Origin of the sequence: Rhodococcus opacus, assembly GCF_012396235.1 — a bacterium.
GTDB classification, from domain to species: Bacteria; Actinomycetota; Actinomycetes; order Mycobacteriales; family Mycobacteriaceae; genus Rhodococcus_F; species Rhodococcus_F opacus.
In genome coordinates this window covers 236,809-259,078 of sequence record NZ_JAAXPA010000009.1, presented here as the reverse complement: position 1 = coordinate 259,078, position 22,270 = coordinate 236,809, and the positions used below count along the sequence as shown (strand labels likewise).

At 68.0% G+C, this 22,270-nt stretch carries 22 protein-coding genes; 11 read left to right on the top strand and 11 right to left on the bottom strand.

What is annotated here, in order from left to right; all coding sequences use genetic code 11:
* The first annotated feature begins 226 nt into the window (after positions 1–226).
* The 4 genes from HGB39_RS15095 to HGB39_RS15080 are packed head-to-tail and all read left to right on the top strand — an operon-like array spanning position 227 to position 4,548.
* Positions 227–1,591 (top strand): ABC transporter substrate-binding protein, encoded by a 1,365-nt coding sequence (locus tag HGB39_RS15095; protein ID WP_005573472.1) that lies wholly within the window; start codon positions 227–229, stop codon positions 1,589–1,591.
* Complete coding sequence (locus HGB39_RS15090; RefSeq protein WP_005573473.1) at positions 1,588–2,535, top strand: carbohydrate ABC transporter permease; 948 nt, start codon at positions 1,588–1,590, stop codon at positions 2,533–2,535. The genes HGB39_RS15095 and HGB39_RS15090 overlap by 4 nt, the downstream gene beginning before the upstream one ends.
* A 2-nt stretch (positions 2,536–2,537) precedes the next feature.
* Positions 2,538–3,374: a carbohydrate ABC transporter permease gene (locus HGB39_RS15085; protein WP_005239292.1), complete on the top strand. Its 837-nt coding sequence runs from the start codon at positions 2,538–2,540 to the stop codon at positions 3,372–3,374.
* Between the two features lie 4 nt (positions 3,375–3,378).
* Entirely contained in the window at positions 3,379–4,548 is a 1,170-nt protein-coding gene (locus HGB39_RS15080) for an ABC transporter ATP-binding protein (RefSeq protein ID WP_005573474.1), read from the top strand.
* On the opposite strand, the gene HGB39_RS15075 is transcribed toward HGB39_RS15080, so the two are convergent.
* Positions 4,518–6,053, bottom strand: coding sequence for an MFS transporter (locus HGB39_RS15075; RefSeq protein ID WP_005573475.1), 1,536 nt, complete (start codon positions 6,051–6,053; stop codon positions 4,518–4,520). The genes HGB39_RS15080 and HGB39_RS15075 overlap by 31 nt on opposite strands.
* A 90-nt stretch (positions 6,054–6,143) precedes the next feature.
* Between HGB39_RS15075 and HGB39_RS15070 the strand changes: the two genes are divergently transcribed.
* The gene (locus tag HGB39_RS15070; protein WP_043793479.1) at positions 6,144–7,235 is read left to right on the top strand and encodes a winged helix DNA-binding domain-containing protein; all 1,092 of its coding nucleotides are present in this window, start codon (positions 6,144–6,146) and stop codon (positions 7,233–7,235) included.
* On the opposite strand, the gene HGB39_RS15065 is transcribed toward HGB39_RS15070, so the two are convergent.
* Together HGB39_RS15065 and HGB39_RS15060 are read right to left on the bottom strand one after the other, a co-directional pair.
* On the bottom strand, positions 7,225–8,091 hold the full coding sequence (locus tag HGB39_RS15065; protein WP_005264657.1) for a hypothetical protein: 867 nt from the start codon (positions 8,089–8,091) through the stop codon (positions 7,225–7,227). The two genes, HGB39_RS15070 and HGB39_RS15065, sit on opposite strands and share 11 nt — an antisense overlap.
* Entirely contained in the window at positions 8,081–8,776 is a 696-nt protein-coding gene (locus HGB39_RS15060) for a metallophosphoesterase family protein (RefSeq protein ID WP_005264659.1), read from the bottom strand. Before HGB39_RS15060 ends, HGB39_RS15065 begins: the two co-directional genes overlap by 11 nt.
* 65 nt (positions 8,777–8,841) lie before the next feature.
* On the opposite strand from HGB39_RS15060, the gene HGB39_RS15055 reads away from it, so the two are divergent.
* Positions 8,842–9,429 (top strand): suppressor of fused domain protein, encoded by a 588-nt coding sequence (locus tag HGB39_RS15055; RefSeq protein ID WP_169695219.1) that lies wholly within the window; start codon positions 8,842–8,844, stop codon positions 9,427–9,429.
* Here HGB39_RS15055 and corA read toward each other — a convergent pair.
* On the bottom strand, positions 9,426–10,517 hold the full coding sequence (gene corA, locus HGB39_RS15050; protein WP_005571688.1) for a magnesium/cobalt transporter CorA: 1,092 nt from the start codon (positions 10,515–10,517) through the stop codon (positions 9,426–9,428). The two genes, HGB39_RS15055 and corA, sit on opposite strands and share 4 nt — an antisense overlap.
* Positions 10,518–10,663: 146 nt before the next feature.
* On the opposite strand from corA, the gene HGB39_RS15045 reads away from it, so the two are divergent.
* From HGB39_RS15045 to HGB39_RS15035, 3 genes are all read left to right on the top strand, one after another.
* Positions 10,664–11,518, top strand: coding sequence for a PHP domain-containing protein (locus HGB39_RS15045; RefSeq protein ID WP_005571687.1), 855 nt, complete (start codon positions 10,664–10,666; stop codon positions 11,516–11,518).
* Positions 11,515–11,874 (top strand): hypothetical protein, encoded by a 360-nt coding sequence (locus HGB39_RS15040; protein WP_005571685.1) that lies wholly within the window; start codon positions 11,515–11,517, stop codon positions 11,872–11,874. The genes HGB39_RS15045 and HGB39_RS15040 overlap by 4 nt, the downstream gene beginning before the upstream one ends.
* A 376-nt stretch (positions 11,875–12,250) precedes the next feature.
* Positions 12,251–13,444, top strand: a complete 1,194-nt coding sequence (locus HGB39_RS15035; RefSeq protein ID WP_005571683.1) for an NAD(P)-dependent malic enzyme — start codon at positions 12,251–12,253, stop codon at positions 13,442–13,444.
* An 82-nt stretch (positions 13,445–13,526) separates the two neighbouring features.
* Here HGB39_RS15035 and HGB39_RS15030 read toward each other — a convergent pair whose 3' ends face one another.
* From HGB39_RS15030 to HGB39_RS15015, 4 genes are read right to left on the bottom strand one after another with little or no spacing between them, the layout of a single operon-like run.
* A complete protein-coding gene (locus HGB39_RS15030) occupies positions 13,527–14,231 on the bottom strand; it encodes an ABC transporter permease (RefSeq protein ID WP_005560757.1) in 705 nt (234 codons plus the stop codon).
* The gene (locus HGB39_RS15025; RefSeq protein WP_005560756.1) at positions 14,228–14,926 is read right to left on the bottom strand and encodes an ABC transporter permease; all 699 of its coding nucleotides are present in this window, start codon (positions 14,924–14,926) and stop codon (positions 14,228–14,230) included. The genes HGB39_RS15030 and HGB39_RS15025 overlap by 4 nt, the downstream gene beginning before the upstream one ends.
* Positions 14,927–14,930: 4 nt before the next feature.
* Positions 14,931–16,088: an ABC transporter ATP-binding protein gene (locus HGB39_RS15020; protein ID WP_005560755.1), complete on the bottom strand. Its 1,158-nt coding sequence runs from the start codon at positions 16,086–16,088 to the stop codon at positions 14,931–14,933.
* A gap of 11 nt (positions 16,089–16,099) precedes the next feature.
* Positions 16,100–17,071, bottom strand: a complete 972-nt coding sequence (locus HGB39_RS15015) for an ABC transporter substrate-binding protein (RefSeq protein ID WP_005560754.1) — start codon at positions 17,069–17,071, stop codon at positions 16,100–16,102.
* Between the two features lie 143 nt (positions 17,072–17,214).
* Between HGB39_RS15015 and HGB39_RS15010 the strand changes: the two genes are divergently transcribed.
* Positions 17,215–18,156 (top strand): ABC transporter substrate-binding protein, encoded by a 942-nt coding sequence (locus HGB39_RS15010; protein ID WP_005560753.1) that lies wholly within the window; start codon positions 17,215–17,217, stop codon positions 18,154–18,156.
* Here the strand turns inward: HGB39_RS15010 and HGB39_RS15005 are convergent.
* The 3 genes from HGB39_RS15005 to HGB39_RS14995 are packed head-to-tail and all read right to left on the bottom strand — an operon-like array spanning position 18,115 to position 21,471.
* Positions 18,115–19,035, bottom strand: coding sequence for an alpha/beta hydrolase (locus tag HGB39_RS15005; protein WP_005560751.1), 921 nt, complete (start codon positions 19,033–19,035; stop codon positions 18,115–18,117). The genes HGB39_RS15010 and HGB39_RS15005 overlap by 42 nt on opposite strands.
* Positions 19,036–19,042: 7 nt before the next feature.
* On the bottom strand, positions 19,043–19,873 hold the full coding sequence (locus HGB39_RS15000) for an SDR family NAD(P)-dependent oxidoreductase (RefSeq protein WP_005560749.1): 831 nt from the start codon (positions 19,871–19,873) through the stop codon (positions 19,043–19,045).
* Positions 19,870–21,471 carry a flavin-containing monooxygenase gene (locus HGB39_RS14995; RefSeq protein ID WP_005560746.1) on the bottom strand — a complete coding sequence of 534 codons (1,602 nt, stop codon included), beginning with the start codon at positions 21,469–21,471 and terminating at the stop codon, positions 19,870–19,872. Before HGB39_RS14995 ends, HGB39_RS15000 begins: the two co-directional genes overlap by 4 nt.
* A gap of 70 nt (positions 21,472–21,541) precedes the next feature.
* Here HGB39_RS14995 and HGB39_RS14990 point away from each other — a divergent pair, with 70 nt between their 5' ends.
* On the top strand, positions 21,542–22,189 hold the full coding sequence (locus HGB39_RS14990; protein ID WP_005239342.1) for a TetR/AcrR family transcriptional regulator: 648 nt from the start codon (positions 21,542–21,544) through the stop codon (positions 22,187–22,189).
* Positions 22,190–22,270: the final 81 nt, after the last annotated feature.

Below are 22,270 nucleotides of genomic sequence, written 5' to 3'. Positions count from 1 at the left end.
GGTTGCGGCCGGGTCACGGATTACGTCCTATTCGCGACGTTCGCGGCGATTTCACCCAGTTCGCCGACGATGTCGGATAGGTTTACGGCGCAATGCGTGGGCCCAGGCCCGCGCCGAAACCGTGACCTGCCGGTGGAGTGCGCGTTCCGGCAGGAACAAGTGTGCGGGCCCGCGTGCCCAGCCGTACCGCGACTGGATCCGTGAGGGGCCGCTCGAGGAGGCGGCTGTGCTACATCGCACCAAGCCCGGACGCTCGCTGAAGTGGGGACTGATCGGTGCGGCCGCCGTCCTCACCGTTCCCCTGCTGGCTGCGTGCGGGTCGTCCGAAGAGGGCATCGTCCTCAGCTTCTACACGGCTGCCGACGGCGCCGAACAATATGCGGAGGCCGCGGCCAACTGCACGGCCGCGGCAGGCGGCCGGTACACCGTGGAGCAACGCACGCTGCCGAAGGGCGCGGACGATCAGCGGCTCCAGCTGGCTCGCCGGCTCACCGGAAACGACACGTCGCTCGACATCATGACACTCGACGTGGTGTGGACCGCCGAGTTCGCCGAGGCCGGCTGGGCGGTGCCGCTCCCACCCGGCATCGCGGCGGAGGTCAGCGAGGGCACGCTCGAAGGCCCCCTCGAATCCGCGAAGTGGCAGGACCAGCTGTACGCCGCGCCGCTGAACACCAACACCCAGTTGCTCTGGTACCGCAAGGACCTCATGCCGGACGGGCAGCCGCCGCAGACGTGGGATCAGATGATCGACATTGCGGAGGGCCTCGCGGCGGAGGGCCGGCCCAGTTGGATCGGGGTGCAGGGCAAGCAGTACGAGGGTCTGATGGTGTGGTTCAACACCCTGCTCGCGAGCGCGGGCGGGTCCGTCGTCGCCGAGGACGGGACCACCGTGACGGTTGCCGACGGCGACGCCGCGCTGAAGGCGCTCGAGGTCATGAAGCGGGTGGCCACCGCGGAGGGTGCCGACCCGTCGGTTTCCCAGGGCGACGAGGCGTCGTCCCGGCTGGGGATGGAGAGCGGAAAGGCTGCGTTCGAGGTCAATTGGCCGTTCGTGCTGCCGGGCATGATCGAGAACGCCGAGAAGGGGGACCTGCCGTTCATCGACGAGAAGGGCAACCCGACGTCTGTGGACACGGGCAACACGGTGCTCACCGTCGACGGTCAGCAGAACTTCCTCCCGGCGCCGTACCCGTCGGTGATCCCCGGGCGACCGGCCGAGGTGACGATCGGCGGGTTCAACATCGCGGTCGCGAAGACCAGCCAGCACCCGGACCTGGCGTTCGAGGCGGTGTCGTGCCTGCGGAACGAGGAGAACCAGCGCAACAACGCCGTCGACGGTGGTGTGCCGCCGACGTTGGCGAGCCTGTACGACGACCCGGCGTTCCAGGAGGCGTACCCCGCGTGGCGTGAGGTGCGGGAGAGCCTCGAGACGGCATCCGTCCGCCCGGTGTCACCGGCGTACCAGAGCATTTCGACCCTGATCACCGACACGCTGAATCCGGTCGGTGACATCGACCCGCCGCGCACCGTCGACGAACTCGCCGAACAGGTACGCAAGGCTGTCAACTCGGAAGGGCTGATCCCGTGACGACCGAAACCGTGCAGGCGGACCGGGCCGAAGAGCCGAAAGTCGCGTCGAAGAAGCAGATCTCGGAAGGGAAGAAGGCCGAACGCCGACTGGGTTTGTGGTTGGTGGCTCCCGCCGCGATCCTCATGGTCGCGGTCACGGCCTACCCCGTCGTCTACGCGGTGTGGCTGAGCCTGCAGCGTTACGACCTCCGGTTTCCCGACGACCGCAAATTCGTGGGCCTCGCGAACTACGTATCGGTGCTGTCGGACGCGTACTGGTGGCAGGCCTTCGCGGTGACGGTGGGCATCACGGTCGTGTCGGTGGTCATCGAGTTCGTCCTGGGCCTGATCCTGGCGCTCGTGATGCACCGGACGCTGGTCGGGAAGGGCATCGTGCGGACGGTGGTGCTGATCCCGTACGGCATCGTCACCGTGGCCGCCGCATACAGCTGGTACTACGCGTGGACCCCGGGCACCGGGTATCTCGCCAACCTGCTGCCCGACGGCAGCGCCCCGCTGACGCAGCAGATTCCGTCGCTGGCGATCATCGTGCTCGCCGAGGTGTGGAAGACGACGCCGTTCATGGCGCTGCTGCTGCTCGCCGGACTGGCCCTCGTTCCCGACGACCTCCTCAAGGCCGCGCAGGTCGACGGCGCCGGGGCGTGGACGCGGCTGGTGCGGATCATCCTGCCGCTGATGAAACCCGCGATCCTCGTGGCGTTGTTGTTCCGCACCCTCGACGCGTTCCGGATCTTCGACAACATCTACGTCCTCACCAAGGGCGCCAACGACACCGGATCATTGTCGATCCTCGGCTACGACAACCTGTTCAAGGCGTTCAACCTCGGTATCGGCTCGGCGATCAGCGTCCTGATCTTCCTCTGCGTCGCACTGCTCGCGTTCGTGTTCATCAAGCTGTTCGGCGCCTCGGCTCCCGGGTCCGACACGGAAGGAAACCGATAGCCATGGCCGTCGTCGACACACCTCGCCGCAAGATCAGCTGGTCCGTGGTCAACCTGCTCGTCCTGCTCTACGCACTGGTCCCGGTGCTGTGGATCGCCAGCCTGTCGTTCAAACCCGCGGGAACGATCAAGGACGGTAAGTTCATTCCGCAGAAGTGGACACTCGACAATTATCGCGGGATCTTCCAGACCAACGCGTTCACCAGTGCGCTGATCAACTCCATCGGCATCGGCCTCATCTCCACCGTGATCGCCGTCGTCATCGGCACCATGGCCGCCTACGCCATTGCCCGGCTGGACTTCCCGGGCAAGAAGCTGCTGGTCGGTGTGGCCCTGCTGATCGCGATGTTCCCCCAGATCTCCCTCGTGAGCCCGCTGTTCGACATCGAGCGCAGACTGGGGCTGTTCGACACCTGGGCGGGTCTGATCCTCCCGTACATCACGTTCGCCCTCCCGCTGGCCATCTACACGTTGTCGGCCTTCTTCAAGGAGATTCCCTGGGAGCTCGAGAAGGCGGCCAAGATGGACGGCGCCACTCCGGCGCAGGCGTTCCGGAAGGTCGTGGCACCGCTGGCGGCACCGGGCATCGTCACCGCCGCGATCCTGGTCTTCATCTTCTGCTGGAACGACCTGTTGTTCGCGATCTCGCTGACCTCGACGGAACGGTCCATCACCGCGCCGGCCGCGATCGCGAACTTCACCGGCGCCTCCCAGTTCGAGGAGCCGACGGGCTCGATCGCCGCGGCCGCAATGGTGATCACGATCCCGATCATCATCTTCGTGCTGTTCTTCCAACGACGCATCGTGGCCGGTCTGACCTCCGGCGCAGTGAAGGGATAATTCTGTGGCCGAAATCGTGCTCGACAAGGTGACGAAGCTGTACCCGGACGGCGCCAAGGCGGTGAGCGACGTCGACATCACGATCGCCGACGGCGAATTCATCATTCTGGTCGGACCGTCCGGTTGCGGAAAGTCGACCACTCTCAACATGATCGCCGGGCTGGAGGACATCTCGTCCGGTGAACTGCGCATCGCGGGGGAGCGGGTCAACGAGAAGGCGCCGAAGGACCGCGACATCGCGATGGTGTTCCAGTCGTACGCGCTGTACCCGCACATGACGGTGCGGCAGAACATCGCGTTCCCGCTCACCCTGGCGAAGATGTCGAAGTCGGACATCGCGGCGAAGGTGGACGACGCCGCCAAGATCCTCGACCTCACCCAGCACCTCGATCGCAAACCGGCCAATCTGTCGGGCGGACAGCGGCAGCGGGTCGCGATGGGCCGGGCGATCGTCCGCAGCCCCAAGGCGTTCCTGATGGACGAGCCGCTGTCGAACCTCGACGCCAAACTCCGCGTCCAGATGCGCACCGAGATCGCCCGGCTGCAACAGCGACTCGGCACCACCACGGTGTACGTCACGCACGACCAGACCGAGGCGATGACCCTCGGCGATCGGGTGGTGGTGCTGCGGGGCGGCGTGGTCCAGCAGATCGGGGCGCCGCAGGATCTGTACGACCACCCGAACAACCTGTTCGTCGCCGGGTTCATCGGCTCGCCGTCGATGAACTTCTTCCCGGGGCAGCTCACTGCCGACGGGGTGTCGACGCCGCTCGGCGAGTTCACACTGCCTCCGGAGACACGCGACACGATCGGGTCGTCGAACACGGCGAAGGACGTCGTCGTCGGGATCCGGCCCGAGCACTTCGAGGACGTGGGGCTCGTGGACGAGGGGCAGAGGGCGGCCGGTGCCACGTTCACGGCCAACGTCGAGGTGCTCGAGTCGATGGGTTCGGACAAGTACGCCTATTTCACGGCCGAGGGACCGCAGGTGACCTCCCGGGAACTCGAGGAGCTCGCCGCCGACTCGGGGACCGCGGTCGCAGGCGGCGGGCAGCTGGTCGCCCGGTTGTCGACCGAATCGTCCGCGGCGCACGGCAGGCCGGTGGAATTGTGGTTCGACCGGGCGAAGATCGCCCTGTTCGATCAGGACTCGGGAGCCAACCTCACGCTCTGACCAGAGCGCTCACCCGAACCTCTGGTGTTCGCTCCGCCGAGGCCACCGACCGTGCCCCATTCGGCCGCGAGGGCGGTCGCGTGGACCTCGTCCTCCTCCTCGTCGGACGGGGTGCGGGTGGTGCGCGTGATCCCGAAGAACGGCAGCAGCCCGGCGAGGGCGGCCGCGGTCGCGCCGACGACGAACGCGATCACGTACGCCGATTCGGTCGGGACGTCCGTTCCGTCGATGGTGATGCCGGCGAGCAGGGTCGCGAGCAGCGCACTGGCGAATGAACTGCCCACGGACCGGGCGATGGAGTTGATGCTGTTCGCGACGCCGGTCTCGTCCTGCCGGACCTCGGCCACGAGCAGCGACGGCAGCGACGCGTAGGCGAGGCTGATGTACGTGTTGACCAGCAGGATGGCCGCGATGACTTCCCACGTGCGGTCGTGGGCGAAGACGAACACGACGAAACCGCTGACGCCGACGACGCTCGCGGCGATGAGGACGGCACGGGAACCGAAGCGGTGGATCAGTTTCCCGCTGAGGATCGAGGCGAGGACGCCGCTGATCGCGCCCGGCAGCAGGTACACGGTGCTGGCCTCGAGGACGGTGGCCCCGAAGCCGTATCCGGCCACCGCGCGCGGGGTCTGGACGAAGTACGAGCTGCCCAGGAACATCACGAACATCGACATGCCGACCACGAGCGCGGACAGGTGGGTGACGAGGACGGGTGGGTTGGTCAGCAGCCGGGGCGCGACGAGTGGGTCCGTGATCCTGCGTTCGTAGAGGAACCAGCCGATCAGGACCAGGATTCCGGCGATTCCGCTGACGATGGTGACGGGCGACGTCCAGCCCCAGGTTCCGCCCTCGGCGAGCGGCAGCAGGACGAGGACCAGGCCGGCGGCGAGACCGGCCGCGCCGATCCAGTCGATGGAACCCGTGCCGACGCGCGGGCGGCGGGGGATGGCGATCCAGGCGAGGACGAGTCCGGCGGCGGTGATGGCCGACGACAGCCAGAAGATGCGGTGGAAGTCGGCGCCGTCGGAGACCAGCACACCGGTGAGGACGATGCCGAAGCATCCGCCGAATCCGAGGGTGCCGGAGAAGATCCCCATCGCCCCGGTCAGCTTCTCGGCGGGAAGTTCGTCACGCAGGACCGCGATGCCGATGGGGAACAGCGCGAACGACACGCCCTGGAGCACGCGGGCGAAGATCAGCACTCCCACGGACGTCGACAGCGCACCGATCAGGGAGCCGAGCAGGACGACCACGAGCACACCGAGCAGGACGGGTCGTTTGCCGCGGAGATCGGCGAGGCGGCCGAGGACGGGTGTCGCGGTGGCGGCCGCGAGGAGGTTCGCGGTGAGGAGCCAGCCGACGGCGGTGGGGCCGACGTCGAGTTGCGCACCGATGGTCCCGACGATCGGCACCACCAACGTCTGCAGAACGGCGACAATCATCACGACGAAGCACATGACGGGCAGGAGAGCCCTGGCTGCGGTGGTCGATCCGGCGGCCATGGGGTCCTCCTGGAGGGGTCGGTGAACGGGCGTAATCAAATACGGTACTGGGGCTAACTAACGAAGGGGTTCACGGTGGGGTCCGACCGCATGTCGAATCGAGCGCTGGGCAGGGCGACACTGGCCCGGCAATCGCTGCTGAGCCGTTCGGACGCGTCCGCCCTCGACATGATCGAGCACCTCTGCGGACTGCAGGCCCAGGCTCCGGCCCCGCCGTACTTCGCACTGTGGGCGCGGTTGACACGATTCCGCGCCGAGTCGCTGTCGGACCTCATCGAGAAACGCGCGGTGGTGCGGATCGTCGCGATGCGCGGGACGGTGTTCGCCCTGTCGTCCTCGGACGCGCTCTCGTTCCGTCCGCTGACGCAACCGCTGCTCGACCGCGACCTCCACACCAACACGCAGTACCGGTCGAGTCTCGACGGGATCGACCTCGGCGCCCTCGCCGCCGCGGGACGCGAACTGGTGCGTGACGAACCCCGCACGCAATCGCAGATGCGGCCCCTGCTCGAGGAGCGGTTCCCCGGCCGCGACGGCGCCGCGCTCGCCCACGGGGTGCGGGGACTGGTCCCGATGGTCCAGGTTCCGCCGCGCGGGCTGTGGGGCAGGTCGGGGCAGCCGGCGCTGTCGACGCTGGAGTCGTGGGTGGGTCGTCCACTGTCCGCCGCGCCGTCCATCGACACGATGCTGTTGCGCTACCTCGCCGCGTTCGGCCCCGCGAGCGCGCGGGACGCCCAGGCCTGGTCGGGACTGACCCGGCTCGGTGAGGTCCTGGACCGGCTGCGGCCGGAACTCCGGGTGTTCGCGGGGGAATCGGGTCCGGAACTCTTCGACCTTCCCGACGCACCCCGCCCCGACCCGGGCACCCCCGCCCCCGTCCGCATCCTCGCGCCGTTCGACAACGTGCTGCTCTCGCACGCGGACCGCGGGCGCCTCCTCGACGACGACGTGCGGAAGAAGGTCTTCACCCAGAACGGCATCATCAAGCCTGCCGTCCTGGTGAACGGCAGGGTCGCGGCGTTCACCACGACGGTGGTCGAGAAGTCCCGTGCGGTACTCGACGTGGAGCCGTTGGCGAAGATCGCGAAGACGCACCGCACCGCGATCGAGGCGGAGGGCGGGCGACTGTTGAAGTTTGCGCACCCCGACGCGCCCGAGCGCGTCGTGCGGTTCACGGACTAGCCGGTTTGTGCCTGCGCGGTGCGAGATGACTGAGCTCGGCGATGATCTCGTCGTTCCAGACATGCTGGCGCACAAGGCGGTACCGCTCGCGCGCCACCCACAGGTAGGCCTCGGCGTCGGTGTGGTCGGGCAGCATCTCCGCGGCCCGCAGCATCCGGACCACCGGCAGGAACTCCTCACCGAACCAGCGCCGGGCCACGGTCTCACGGCTGAGGAATTCGCCCACCTCCTGCATGAGCCGGAAGCCCCACGCCTCGACGCTCTGGCTGATCTCGGCGTACTCCCAGGGATCGGTGACGACCACGGCCGCCCGCTGCGGCCCGCTCAACGGCACCCGCGTGAGGAACAGGCGGCGGTGATCCTTGATGACCAGGTCGCCTCGCTGCGCGATCCCGTCGGGGGAGATCTTGGTCTGGATCTCGGTGACGTAGGCGTCGATCGTGCTCCAGTGCATCGCGTACGCGATGGAGACGCGGTGGTGGCCGTCGCTGACGAAGTGCATGGACCCGATCCGATACACCTGGATCGGCGGCACCGACTCGCCCCGGCGCTGCGCGGCCGCCAGCCGTTGCCAGCGCTCGCGCACGCGGGTGGACGTGGGCCGGAAGAACCGGTCGAAGTCGCGGGTCCGGTCGACGCTCCCGACGATGGAGTTGACCGGGATCACCTGCAGTCCGAGCGATCGTTCCCCGACCCGTCCGACTGCCGCGACCACCTCGTCGAACGGCAGGATCTCGTTGACGTCGTCCGGTTCGCGGCGAAGCCAGCTGACCAGCCGCGACAACTCGGCGCGACGACGCTGGCGGGTGAAATCGTTCTCCGCGTCGGCGGCGGGGAACCCGGTGTCACGTGCCATGCCTGCGCCTGACGATGGTGGGGTCGGCACCCGGGGCCAACTCCATCAGGGTGAATCCCACGGTGTTGATCACCGTCGTCGCGCCGAGCGTGCGGTCCTCGGCCGCCCGGCCGTACGGGTGGACGTGCCCGTGAATCATGACGCGGGCCTGCAACCTGCCCGCCAGGGTCTCGAAGCATTCGAAACCCCGGTGCGGTGGATCCTCCTGGTCGCCCACTCCGCGGGGTGGGCTGTGCGTGAGCAGCACGTCGACGCCGGACACACCCGAGCGGCGTGCGTGCCACGCACTCGTCAGCGCCAGGTTGCGCGCCCGCCGCCGCTGCTGCCGCTCGGTCCACTGATTGGGGCCGTCGTTGTAGCGGATCGACCCACCCAGGCCCGCGATGCGCAGGCCAGCGATCCGCACGATCCGGCCGTCCGCGTTGACCGCGCCGCAGGGCCCCGGCCACGCCGAGGGCAGACCCGCCCGCATCCATCCGACACGTCCCGCGGAGTAGCCGGACAGATCGGCGTCGTGGTTGCCCGGCACGAAGACGCACGGCGCGTCGAGCGCGTCGATAAGGTACTCCAGGTAGTCGAACGGGAGATCGCCCGCACCGAGGATCAAGTCGACGTCCATGGCACGCACCTGCGAACTCCACAGCGACTCGATCGTCTCGTCGGACACTGCGAGTACCGAGACCATGCTCCGACGCTACCGGCTCGCGAGGCCGGAGGACGGGTGAGCGGCTTCGGTGGTTTGATTGCGGGGTGACTGACAGCGTTGTGGCCTCTGTTCGCGCGCACCTGCTGAGGCAGATCGGGGGACCGGAGCCGACTGCGGCATCGGTGACGTTCCTGGGCGTCGAGCCGCTGGACGTGCTGCGGTTCGCACCCGACGACGAGGATCTGGTTCGCTACGTGACCCTGGGGTGCTCCCGGCACCCGATGGGCGACCCCGGCGAGCTGGTGGCCGACCCTCTCCGGGGCCCCCGCGCCGAACTGATCCTCACCCTGCGCGGCGGGGCCGGGGTGGCGTCGGGAGTGGCGCGCACACTCGCGGTCCTGGCGGCGGCGCCGTCGGTGGAAGGCGTGGTTCTCGTCGAGGACGCGTTGCTCGACCTGGGGGAGCCGCTGTGGAAGGACACACCGTTCACAGCCGTGCTGCTCGGTGAGTCGTCCGTCCCCGACCTCCCGCTGCCCGAACCCGCGGAGGCCGTGCGGTTCCTCGCGGTCGTGCCGATCACCGGCACCGAGGCGGCGTGGGTCCGACTGCGCGGCGCCGGCGCACTGCGCGACGCCTGGGCGGAGGCGGGCATCGACGTCCGCGATCCGCACCGCGGTGCCGCGTCCCTCTAGAGCCAGTGGTTCCGGCGGAACGTGACGAACAGGCCCACCGTCACCGACGCGATCACGAACACCACGCCGTGATAGCCGTACTGCCAATGTAGTTCGGGCATGTTGTCGAAGTTCATGCCGTAGATGCCCGCGATCATCGTCGGCACTGCCGCGATGGCCACCCACGCCGAGATCTTGCGCATGTCGGTGTTCTGCTGCACGGCGATCTTGGCGAGGGCGGCATCGACGAGTGAGCTGAGAACCTCGTCGTATTCGGCGATCCGCTCGGCGACGGTGGTGTGGTGGTCGAGGACGTCACGGAAGTAGCGGCGGATCTCCTTCGGCACCGGATTGCCCGGGGATCGCGTCAGCCGGAGCAGCGGATTGGACAGCGGGTTCACCGACTTGCGGAGTTCGACGATCTCGCGCTTGAGAAGGTAGATGTGTTCGACCGCGACGCTGCTGCGCGGACTGAACACTGCCTCCTCCATGCCGTCGACGTCCTCCTCGATGGCCTGGGTGACCTCGAGGTACGTGTCCACCACGTGGTCCGCGACGGCGTGCAGCACCGCGTACGGGCCCAGTGCGAGCCGCTCCTGGTTCGCCTCCAGCGCGTGGCGGACGTTCGCGAGCGGGGAGTGGTCACCGTGCCGCACGGTGATGACGAAGTCGGCGCCCACGAACACCATGATCTCGCCGGTCTCGACGATCTCGCTGGCGGTGGCCACCGACTCGTGCGGCACGTAGTTGACGGTCCGCAGCACCAGGAACAGCACGTCGTCGTAGCGTTCCAGCTTCGGCCGCTGGTGGGCGTGGACGGCGTCCTCGACCATCAATTCGTGCAGCCCGAACGTCTCGGCCACGCTCTCCATCTGCCCCTCGTCGGGGGCGAGCAGCCCGACCCACACGAATCCTTCACCCCGTGTGCGGACCTCGGCCATCGCGGCCTGGTGCGTGTACTTGCCGGGAAGCCTCGTGCCGTCGACATACACACCACAGTCGACGATGGCGCGCGCGGTCGGGATGCGGATCCTGGGGCCCGGGTCCTTGTCACCTCTGCGCTGATCCTTGTCGCTGCCGCGCTTGGGGAGCGAGGGCACAGGCGGCACGGGCCCCTCCCTTCACCGTCGAGTCGGAAACGCTGCTGGTGAATCGTACGTCAGCACCCGCTCCGGGCCGGCGGCGTCGCACGACACGCCAGGCCTCCGGGCCGCACGCTCGGACCCCGCGCCGCGACACCTGACAGACTGGTCTGGTGCTCATCGATCTCCACACTCATTCGACGGCCTCCGACGGAACCGACAGCCCGGCGGACCTGGTGCGCGCCGCGGGGGCGGCGGGACTCGACATCGTGGCGATCACCGATCACGACACGACCGCGGGGTGGGCCGAAGCGGCCGCGGCGTTGCCTGCGGGGCTCGCGCTGGTGCGCGGCATGGAGATGTCCTGCGAGGGGCGCGGTGAGGACGGACGCCCGGTCGCGGTGCATCTCCTCGCCTACCTGTTCGATCCCGCGCACGCGGCGTTCGCACGCGAGCGGGAACGGTTGCGGAACGAGCGGATCGTGCGAATCCGCGCGATGGCCGAGTTGATGATGGAGGACGGTCTGCCCATCGACGCCGACGAGGTGCTCGCGGAGGCGGGACCCGCGGCGGGGCGCCCGCACCTGGCCAGGGCTCTGATGCGCGCCGGTGTGGTGGGCAGCGTCGGTGAGGCGTTCGTGGATCTGCTGGCCCCACGCGGCAGGTACTTCGTCGACAAGTCGGACACCCCCCTCGACGACGCCGTGCAACTGGTGGCGGAGGCCGGGGGCGTGAGCGTCCTCGCCCACGGACGGGCCCGCACGAGGGGACGACTACTGTCACTCGATCACGTCCGTGACCTGGCGGGAGCCGGTCTCCACGGGCTAGAGGCACATCACCCCGACCACTCGTCGGACGACGCGCGGGTACTGCAGGAACTGGCCGACGAGTGCGGTCTGGTCGTCACAGGCTCCTCCGACTACCACGGCACGAACAAGGCCATCCGGCTCGGCGAGTTCTCGACGGACACCGACGAATTCGACACCCTCGTATCGAAAGCATCCGGGGTGCAGGTGGTCTCGGCATGAACACGCACGAGTCCGAGCGGTACGAACCTTATGCTCCCATCCTCCCGCGGACGGTGACGGCCACCGGACCGCGACGCAGCCCTCTCGTGGTCCGCGCACTGCGCGCCCTCAGCGGGGCCGTCGCCGCCGGCGTGGTGATCCTCTGCCTCGTCGTGATCGGCTCCGCCTACGTGGGCGGCGGCCGGGGCTTTCCCGGCCCGGGGACGATCTCCATCACCGCACACCTGGTCGCGTCCGTGTTCGTGATCGTGGCGCAAAGGTGTGCGGACCGCCGCGACGGTCTCGTCGCCGTGGTCGCATCCGTCGCCGTCCTCGCGGCGGCGGCGCTTCTGCTGGCTACCCAGTGGTGGGGTTGACGGACGCCCGGCGCGTTATGTGAAACCGGCTCTCACAGTGACCCACGGGTAACTTGTTCTCACAGGTAGAGGCCAGAAAACGTGAGACATCTGACTCTCGTGGCAATTTGATTGTGCATCGATATTCGTGCCAGACTTAGCACCACTCCGACGTCGGCGCCACCGCCCTTCGGCGGGGGTTTATGGCAGTGTTGCCAGGGCTCACCCGCCCGTGCCATGACGCTTCGGAAGTTCTGCGGCCATCGTGATCGCGCACCCCGGAAGCTTCACCCTCAGTTGTCGTTCGTGGAGTAACTGTGAAGATCAGCGCCGATCCTCACGGTTACTTCTCAGTAACCCGGCCCCGAGTGAGCCTGGACTTAGCAGGAGTGTCATCGTGTCCATCGTGTCCGAACCCACCACACCGCAGAAGGTCGAGCTGACCGACGAGGAGATCTTCGCCGGCCACATCGGGGGGAAGCTCTCGGTTGAGACCACGACCGCCCTCGATACGCAGCGCGCCCTGTCCATCGCCTACACGCCCGGCGTCGCGCAGGTCTCCCGCGCCATCGCCGCCGACGAAACCCTCGCCGACCGGTACACCTGGACCAGCCGCCTGGTGGTCGTCGTCTCCGACGGCTCCGCGGTACTCGGTCTCGGGGACATCGGCCCCCGGGCCTCCCTGCCCGTGATGGAGGGCAAGTCCGCCCTGTTCAAGAACTTCGCGGGCCTGAACTCGATCCCGCTGGTCCTCGACACCAAGGACCCCGACGAGATCGTCGAGACCCTGATCCGGCTGCGCCCGAGCTTCGGGGCGGTCAACTTGGAGGACATCTCCGCGCCGCGCTGCTTCGAGATCGAAAAGCGCGTCATCGAGGCCCTGGACTGCCCGGTCATGCACGACGACCAGCACGGCACCGCCATCGTCGTCCTGGCCGCCCTCAAGGGTGCGGTCAAGGTCCAGGACCGCGACCTCCACCAGCTGCGGGTCGTCATCTCCGGTGCCGGCGCCGCCGGTGTCGCCTGCGCGAACATCCTGCTCGCCGCGGGGATCGCCGACGTGACGGTCCTCGATTCGAAGGGCATCGTGTCCGCCGACCGCAAGGACCTGAACGAGATCAAGGTCGATCTGGCCGCACGCACCAACCCGGCCGGCCGCCGCGGCGGCACCGCCGAAGCCCTCGACGGGGCGGATGTGTTCCTCGGGGTGTCCGCGGGCACCGTGCCGGAGGAGCTGATCGCGACGATGGCGCAGGATTCGATCGTGTTCGCGTTGTCGAACCCGGACCCGGAGATCCACCCGGACATCGCCCGTAAGCATGCGGCGATCGTGGCCACCGGACGCTCGGATTTCCCGAACCAGATCAACAATGTGCTGGCCTTCCCCGGTGTGTTCCGGGGCGCGCTCGATGCCGGTGCCCGCCGGATCACCGAAGGTATGAAGCTCGCCGCCGCCGAGGCAATCCTCTCGGTCGTCGGTGACGAGCTGGCTGTAGACAAGATCGTTCCCAGCCCGCTCGATCCTCGCGTCGCCCCCGCTGTCGCGGAGGCAGTCGCCGCCGCTGCTCGCGCAGAAGGCGTCACCGACTAGCGAGAATCCGTCGAGCACCCCGATCCGGAACCCGCACCCACGGTTCCGGTGTCGGGGTGTTTGCCGTTGGGTGACGTGTTCGCTACGACGCGCGGTCGGCGATCTGTTCGGCGCTCGGATTGCGGCGCAGACGGCCGGTCCCGGGAACGGACGCCCACACCGCCAGCGCGAGCAGGCCGTCCACGACCAGAGCGAGGATCGTCACGAGCAGCGCACCGACGAGCACCCGGTCGTACTGGCGCAGCGCCAGTCCGTCGAAGATGTAGCGGCCCAGGCCGCCGAGATTGACATACGCAGCAACCGTTGCAGTCGCGATGATCTGCAGGGTGGCGTTGCGCAGCCCGCCGAGCATGAGCGGCAGCGCATTCGGGGCCTCGACACGCGTGAGGACCTGCCACTCGGTCATCCCCATCGCGCGGGCGGCGTCCACGACCGTCCGGTCGACGTTCGCAACACCCGCGTACGTGCCCGCGAGCACCGGCGGGATTCCGAGGATCACCAGGGCCAGGATCGGCGGGATCAGTCCCAGTCCGAGCAGCAGCACCAGGAACGTCAGCAGACCCAGTGTCGGCAACGACCGGAGCGCGTTGACGAGACCGACCACGACCACGTCACCCTTGCGCAGATGCCCGATGATCAGACCGATCGGCACCGCGACCACCGCGGACAGGGCGACCGCCAGGAAGCTGTACCAGAGGTGCTCGAGGATGCGGGCGCCGATTCCGGTGCTGCCCGACCAGTTTCCCGGATCGACGATGTACTCCCATGCGCCGCCGAAGATGTTCACGAAGCCTCCCCTGCGGCCGGGGCCGCCGACTGTCCCGCGACCAGCGGCGTGCGCCGGACCCTCTGCTGCCGGGTCCACGGTGTCAGTGCCCGGCCGACCAGGAACAGCAGCAGGTCGAACGCGAGGGCCAGAACGACGATCGCGATGATCCCGGCGAGGATCTGGTCCGGGTAGTCACGCTGGTAACCCTGGGTGAACAGGGTGCCGAGACCGCCGATCCCGATCAGCGAACCCACCGACACCAGCGAAATGTTGGTCACGGCCACCACTCGCACATTCGCGACGAGAACGGGTAGCGCGAGGGGCAATTCGACGGTCAGGGCCCGGCGGAGCCGGGTGAAGCCCATCGCGGTGGCCGAGTCGACGACGTCGGCGGGAACTGAGTCGAGGGCCTCGGGCACGGCGCGGATGAGCAGGGCGGTGGAGTAGATCGTCAGCGCGATCACCACATTGAGCGGATCCAGGATCTGCAGTCCGACGACGGAGGGGATTGTCACGAACAATGCCAGCGACGGAATCGTGAACGCGATGCCCGCGACGATCAGCGTGATCTTCCGCAGCCAGGACGCACCCCGGATCGCGGTCCCGACCGGGACCGCGATGAGCAACCCGATCAGGAGCGGAACCAGCGCGAGGTAGAGATGGGTCTTCGTCAGGTCGACGACGACCGAGAAGTTGTCGATGAGCCACCGCATGAGATCACGGCCCGTCCGGGGTTGCCGGTTGGGCAGTGAAGAAGTGCTCACCCCTCGCGCGATCCTCGGCCGCCCGCTGCTCGGCCAGCTTCGCGATCACCTCGGAGCCGAGGATGCCGCCGGTGACCGCGCCGTCCGGGTCGACGGCCACTCCGATGCCCGACGGAGACGAGATGGCCGCGTCCAGGGCCTGCCGCAGGTCGGAGCCGGGGGAGAAGAGGGATCCGCCCGCCGCAGTGCATTCGGAGACGGGCCGTCCGGCCCGCGCCCCCTCGACGCCGGTGACGTCGATCCACCCCCGCGGTACGCCCGCGTCCGTGACGACCAGGACCCATTCACCCCGCTCGAGCCGGAGCGCCGGCAACTCCTTCTCGGTCGCCGTCCGGATGGTGTGCAGCGGAACCTGATCTGCCGTCCGGAACGACAGTCCGCGGTACCCGCGGTCGCGTCCCACGAACGAGGCGACGAAATCGGTGGCCGGCGCGGACAGCACCGTGTCGGGCGCGTCGTACTGCTGCAACCGGCCACCCGGCCCGAAGACCGCCACCCGGTCGCCGAGTTTGACGGCCTCGTCGATGTCGTGGGTGACGAACACGATCGTCTTGCGCATCTCGGCCTGCAGGCGCTGCATCTCGGCCTGCAGATCTTCGCGGACAACGGGATCGACGGCGCTGAACGGCTCGTCCATCAGCAGGATCGGCGGGTCGGCGGCCAGCGCCCGCGCGACCCCGACACGTTGTTGCTGCCCGCCGGACAGCTGCCCGGGATAGCGGGACGCCAGCGCCGGGTCGAGTCCGACCCGTTCGAGCACCGCCAACGCGGCCTTGCGGGCGTTGCGTCGTGAGTCGCCGCGCAGCACAGGCACGGTCGCGACGTTGTCGACCACCGTGCGGTGCGGCAGCAGTCCTGCGCTCTGGATGACGTAGCCGATGCCGAGCCGAAGCTTCACCGCGTCGGTCTGGGCGATGTCCCGGCCGTCGACCGTGATCGTTCCCGCGGTCGGGGTGATCATCCGGTTGATCATCCGCATCGACGTGGTCTTGCCGCACCCGGACGGCCCGACGAAGACCGTGAACGATTCGGCGTCGATCTCCAGGTCGAGGCTGTCGACCGCCGTCGTGCCGTCCGGGTACCGCTTGGTGACTCCCGAGAATGTGATCACGGCAGGCTCCTCTACGAGACCGGCTTGTCGAGCCCCTGGTCCGTCACCCACTGCTTCGCGGCCGCCGTCGGCTCGGTTTTCGCGTCACCCGACACGGAATCGTTGAGCGCGACAAGCTCTTCGGTGGTCAGCTTCGCCGACAGTGCGTCGAGCGCCCGGGTCAGCTTGTCGGAGGACTTGGTGGCGCGCACCACCGGCACGACGTTCTGCGCCGCGAAGTTGTTCTGCGGATCCGCGAGCACGACGAAACCGTTCTGCGCGATGGCCGGGGACGTCGTGAAGATGTCGGCGGCCGTGATCTGTTCCGACGCGAGGGCGTCCACCGTGGCCGGACCGCCGCCGTCGGCGATCGGGACGAAGTTGTCGGCCGTGATGTCCAGGCCGTACTTGGCCTTCAGGCCGGGCAGGCCACCGGGGCGTTCCTGGAATTCGGCGGGTGCACCGAACTTGACCTCGTTCGAGTGCGCCGCGAGATCCGCAATGGAGGTGAGGTTCCAGCGCTGCGCCGTCTCCTTCGTGACGACGACGGCGTCCTTGTCCTCGGCCGGGGCCGGCGTGGTGATCGTCAGTTCCGAACCCAGCGCGGCCGGCAGCGCGGCGTCCACGTCGGCGGCGCTCGTGGCCGTCGAATCCGGGTCGAGATACTGCAGCAGGTTGCCCGTGTAGTCGGGGATGACGTCGATCGACCCGTCCTTGAGCGCAGGAATGTAGGCCTCACGGCTGCCGATGTTGAACTTCGTCGTCACGTCGAACCCGTTGGCACGGAGGACCTCGGTGTAGATGTTCGCGACCGTCTCCGATTCGGGGAAGTTCGCGGATCCCACGATGATCGTGTTCGGGTCGTCACCCGATCCCTCGCCGCCGGCGGACAGGGGGTCGGATCCGCCACCGCACGCCGCGAGCGACACGACGGCCACCGTCGCGAGAGCGATAGTGCCAACGGAGCGGCGGGTGAAGCCCGACAGAATTCGTGAGGTGCGCATGAGCGTCCTTCCCGTTGTCACCGGCGCCGGACCTGCCGACGGAACCCGGTGGACGCGTGTCCGCGCCATCGGTTGGCCAGTGTAACGATAGGGGCGGACAGAGCACGGTTTTCGACCAGCTCGAGGTAAACGAAAGGCGCGACGTGGCACACACACGGACAGACGGATCGGCCGAGCGCCCGGCGGCATGGTCCCGGGCCCTGATCGCCGGGTCCGCGCTGCTACTGGTCGCGGGGGTGGCGTCGGGATGCGCAGGTGGTGACACGACCCTCGACGGTTCCGCGGGGCAGGGGCAGGGCGAGATCGTGGTGGGTGCGGGTGACGGCGCGGAGAGCCGGATCCTGGCCGAAATCTATGCGGGTGCCCTGCGTTCGACCGGGGCGCCGGTCGTCACCGACGGGGGACTGGGCGACCGGACCGCGTACCTCGGGCAGCTCGATGCCGGAAACGTCACGCTGGTGCCGGAGTTCACGGGCCGGTTGCTGCGCTACTACGCCCCCGAATCGGCGGAGACGGAACAGGACGATGTGTTCGAGGCGTTGAGCAAGGCTCTGCCGCAGGGGCTTTCGATCTCCGACTTCGCGGCTGCCGAGGACAGGTCGGCGCTGGCCGTGACCTCGCAGACGTCGGGGCAGCTGGATCTCACCACCCTGGACGAACTCGTTCCCTCGTGCAGCAGGAGCACTGCCGTGCTCGCCCCGGCGTTCGAGGCCGACGCGCTTCCCGACCTCACCGGCTGCACGTTCGCGCAGACCCGGACAGTGGCCGACGACGCTGCGGCCGTCGGCGAACTCGCCGCCCCGGTATCGGCGGACGGAGCCGTGCGGGTGGCCGGGGTGACCACCGCGTCACCGGACGTGTCGGACGCCGATCTGGTGCTGCTGGCGGACGACGATCACGTGTTCACCGCACAGAACGTGGTGCCGCTGTTCCGGATCGGAACTCTCACCGAAGCCCAGCTGAAGGCGTTGAACGTCGTGGCGGGTGAGCTGACGACCGCGGACCTGGCCGACATGATCGGCCAGGTCCGCGGTGGTGCAGATTCAGCCGACGTGGCGCGGGTGTGGCTCGACGCTCATCTGTGAACCCAGGAACGCCCCGAGTTCCGCGACCGCATCCGCGGCCTCGCGGACCAGGGACGCCTGCAGGTGGGCGACGTGCCACAGGCGGGCGTACTCGGTGAGCGTGACGTCCACGTCCGACTCGTTCAGCTTGTCGACGAATTCCATGATCTGCGGGTAGAGCACCTCGTCGACCCCGACGTGGATCAGCGTCGGCGGTAGTCCCGCCAGATTTCCGTGCAGCGGTGCGTAACCCGGATCGTGTGCGTCCCCGTTGCCCAGGTACTTCTCGGCGGCGTCGAACGACCACGCTGTGTTGACCACGAGATCCCGATCCCGGGACGTGTCACGCCTGCCGGGATCGACCCACGGGGCGATCAGCGCCAACGCGGCCGGAGTGACACCGTGCCGGTCGATCAGACGCCGCGCGGTGGCGACCGTCAGGCCACCGCCCGCCGAATCGCCCGCGATGGCGAGTTGCTCTGTCTCGTAACCGTGTTCGGTGTTCAGCTCCATGTACGCCGCGACCGCGTCCTCGAGCCCGGCCGGGAACGGATGCTCCGGAGCCAGCCGGTAGTCGAGGGTGTAGACGACACTGCCGGATTCTCTCGCGATGTGAGCGGCCAGCGAACGGTGCGTGGCGAGCGAACCGATCGTGTACGCCCCACCGTGCAGGTAGAGCACGGCGGTCCGGCGTTCGGTGGCTCCCACCGTGATTCGCTCCGCCGGCCGCCCGGCCAGCGAGGTCGGGCGGACGACGGCACCTGCAGGGACCTGCTGCAGCGGAGCGCCGAGGTCGAGGATCGCCCTCTGGACGGTGTGCGGAAGCCGGGCGTCGAGGCTGAGGCGGTAGAAGGGCCGGAGGGCCGCCGCGACGACCGGCAGCGGCAGGTGGAAGCTCATCGGTACCTCAGTTCGACTTGGGGAGGACTCGTCCGGCGACGGTGGCAACCACACGCTGGTAACTCGGTCCGACGAGCCGCACCCAGGCGTCGAGGAACTTGGCGTCGGCGCCGATCAGGACGCGCGGCTTGCCCTTGCGGACACCGTTCACGATGGTCTCCGCGGCCGCCTCCGGAGTGGTGCGAGCGAGTTTCTGGTCGAAGAACTTCGCGAACGTGTCGAGGTCCTCGCCCGGTCCCGCGGTGGCGTTGCGGGCGATGGCCGTCTTGATGCCACCCGGGTGCACACACGTCACCTTGACGGGGTGCTTGGCGATCAGCATCTCCTGGCGCAGCGACTCGGTGAAACCGCGCACCGCGAACTTCGCCGAGTTGTACGCGCTCTGACCCGGCATGGACAGCAGCCCGAAGAGGCTCGAGACGTTCACCACGTGGCCGTCGCCCGACGCGATGAGATGCGGCAGGAAAGCCTTGGTGCCGTTGACGACTCCCCAGAAGTCCACGTCCATGATCTTCTCGATGTCCTTGAACTCGGACTTCTCGAACTCACCGTGGTAGGCGATGCCGGCGTTGTTGTACACCTGGTTGATCTTGCCGAAGTGCGCCCGCACGTCGTCGGCGTACGCGAGCACCGCCTCGCGCTGGGTGACGTCCAGGTGATCGGCCTTGACCTCGGCGCCCAGTGCCTCGGCCTGGCGTGTCGTCTCGGCGAGCCCGACCGTGTCCATGTCCGAGATCGCCAGTCTGGCACCCCGGCCTGCCAGGTTGAGGGCGAGCGCCCTGCCGATACCGGAACCGGCTCCGGTGATCACGACTACCTTGCCTGCGAACTCGCTCACTGTGCTGTCACCTTGTCGTCGTCGAGGTCGATCTGTGCCGGGATGGCGGCGGGGCCGGGGGTCTTGCCGTTCACGTGCACGGGTGCAGGAAGATCGGCGGTGGCCACGCTGTCGTACGCGGTGAGGTCGAAGCGCTTCGTCTCGTTCCGGAACTGGAACGTGAAGCCCGGCCACAGCGTGGTGTTGTTGCCGTGCTTGTCGAGGTACCAGCTCGCGCACCCACCGTTGTTCCAGACGCTGTGCGACAGCTTCTCCTGGAGTTCGGCGTTGTACCGGTCCTGGGCGTTCTGACGGACCTCGATCTTGCCGATGCCGTACTTGTCGAGCGTCTGCAGGGCGTCGACGAGGTAGTTGAGCTGCGACTCGATCATGAAGACCATCGAGGTGTGGCCCAGGCCCGTGTTCGGACCCACCAGGAAGAACATGTTGGGGAAGTTCGCGATCGCCGCGCCCTTGTAGCCCTGCTGTCCGCCCTCGTCGAAGACGTCGGCGAGCGAGCGCCCGTCCTTGCCGAAGATGCCCTCGAACGTGGGGGAGTCGGTGACGTGGAAGCCGGTGGCGACGACGATGGCATCGACCTCGCGGACGGTGCCGTCCTTCGAGACCACCGAGTTGGCCGTGACCTCGGCGATGCCGTCGGTCACCAGGTCGACGTTGTCCTGCGCGAGGGTGGGGTAGTAGTTGTTCGAGATCAGCATGCGCTTGCAACCGATCTGGAAGTTCGGCGTGACCTTCTTGCGCAGATCCTTGTCCTTGATCTGGCGACGCAGGTGGCGCTCGGCCGCCAACTGCAGCGGCTTCATGAAGACCGGGGCCTTCGCGAGACCGACGACCTGGCTCTCGCGCATCCAGTAGATGCCGGTGCGGCACAGCTTCTGGAAGCCGGGGAGGTACTTGAACGCGGTGTGCTCGAGCTTCGTGTACTCGCGGTCCGCCCGGGGCAGGATCCACGGCGCCGTGCGCTGGTACACGTCGAGGTGCGACACCTTCTTGCCGATGGCGGGCACGATCTGGATGGCCGAGGCGCCGGTGCCGATGACGGCGACGCGCTTCCCCGTCAGGTCGGCGTCGTGGTTCCAGCGGGCGGAGTGGAAGATCTCGCCCTGGAACCCTTCGATGCCTTTGATGTCGGGGAGGGACGGCTCGCACAGCGCGCCGACCGCGGACACGAGGACCTTCGCGACGAAGTTCCCCTTCGTGGTGGTGACCTCCCAGCGGGTGGTCGACTCGTTCCAGTGGGCGGACTGCACGTCACAGCCGAAGAGGTGCTTGTCGCGCACCTTGTACTTGTCGGCCACCGACTGGATGTACTTCTGGATCTCCGGCTGCGTCGAGAACGACCGTGTCCACTCCGGGTTCAGTGCGAACGAGTAGGAGTACAGATGTGAGGGAACATCGCACGCCGCACCCGGGTACGTGTTGTCTCGCCAGGTACCACCGACGTCGGTGCCGCGTTCGAGCACGAGGAAGTCGGTCTTGCCTGCCTGGGTCAGCTTGATCGCCGCGCCGAGGCCGGCGAACCCGCTGCCGATGATCAGCGTGTCGATGTGCCGGACACCTGCGGTGGTGGCGGAAGTATCTGTGACGGGGAGACTCATGTAAGAAACAATAGGGCGCTATTGAGGGGCAGTCAATAGCCTATTGACCTTCATTCAGTAGTCTTGTCTCATGGACGTCGTGAAGCGGACCCGTCTCAGCCCCGAACAACGGCGCGCGCAACTGATCGATCTCGGCGCGAAGATGCTGGCGCAGCGCCCGTTGGAGCAGATCTCCGTCGAGGACATCGCCGATCAGGCGGGTGTCTCCCGCGGCCTCCTGTTCCACTACTTCGCGTCCAAGCACGACTTCCACCTCGAGATCGTCCGGCACACCAGCAGCGAGATGCTCGCCCGCACCGCCCCCGACCCGTACGTCGGGGAAGCGCGGGATCCGATGCAGATCCTGCGCTCGGTGCTCGCGTCGTACGTCGACTACGTCAGCGAGAACCGGGGCACGTACGTGTCGCTCCTGCGGGGAACGGCGAGTGGCGACCCGGATATGCGCGCCGTCTTCGAGGAGACCCGCGCCGTGATGTCCGAACGGACCCTCGAACAACTGCCTGCGATCGGAATCGAGCCCACCCGGGCGGTCGAACTCGCGGTCCGGGGCTGGATCGCCTATGTCGAGGAAGTCACGATCACCTGGCTGCGCGACCCGCACCTGACCCGCGACGAACTGATCGAACTCAACGTTCAGGCCCTTCCCGCGCTCGCCGTCGCCGCCGCACCCGAGATCGCCGCCGCGCTGGTGTCGGCCACCACGACCCGACACCCCTAGTACTCGGGGCACGCCCGTAGTACCCGCGGGTGACACCGGTTTCGTTCCCCGGCGTGACGTGGTGACGCATGCGACGTTTCT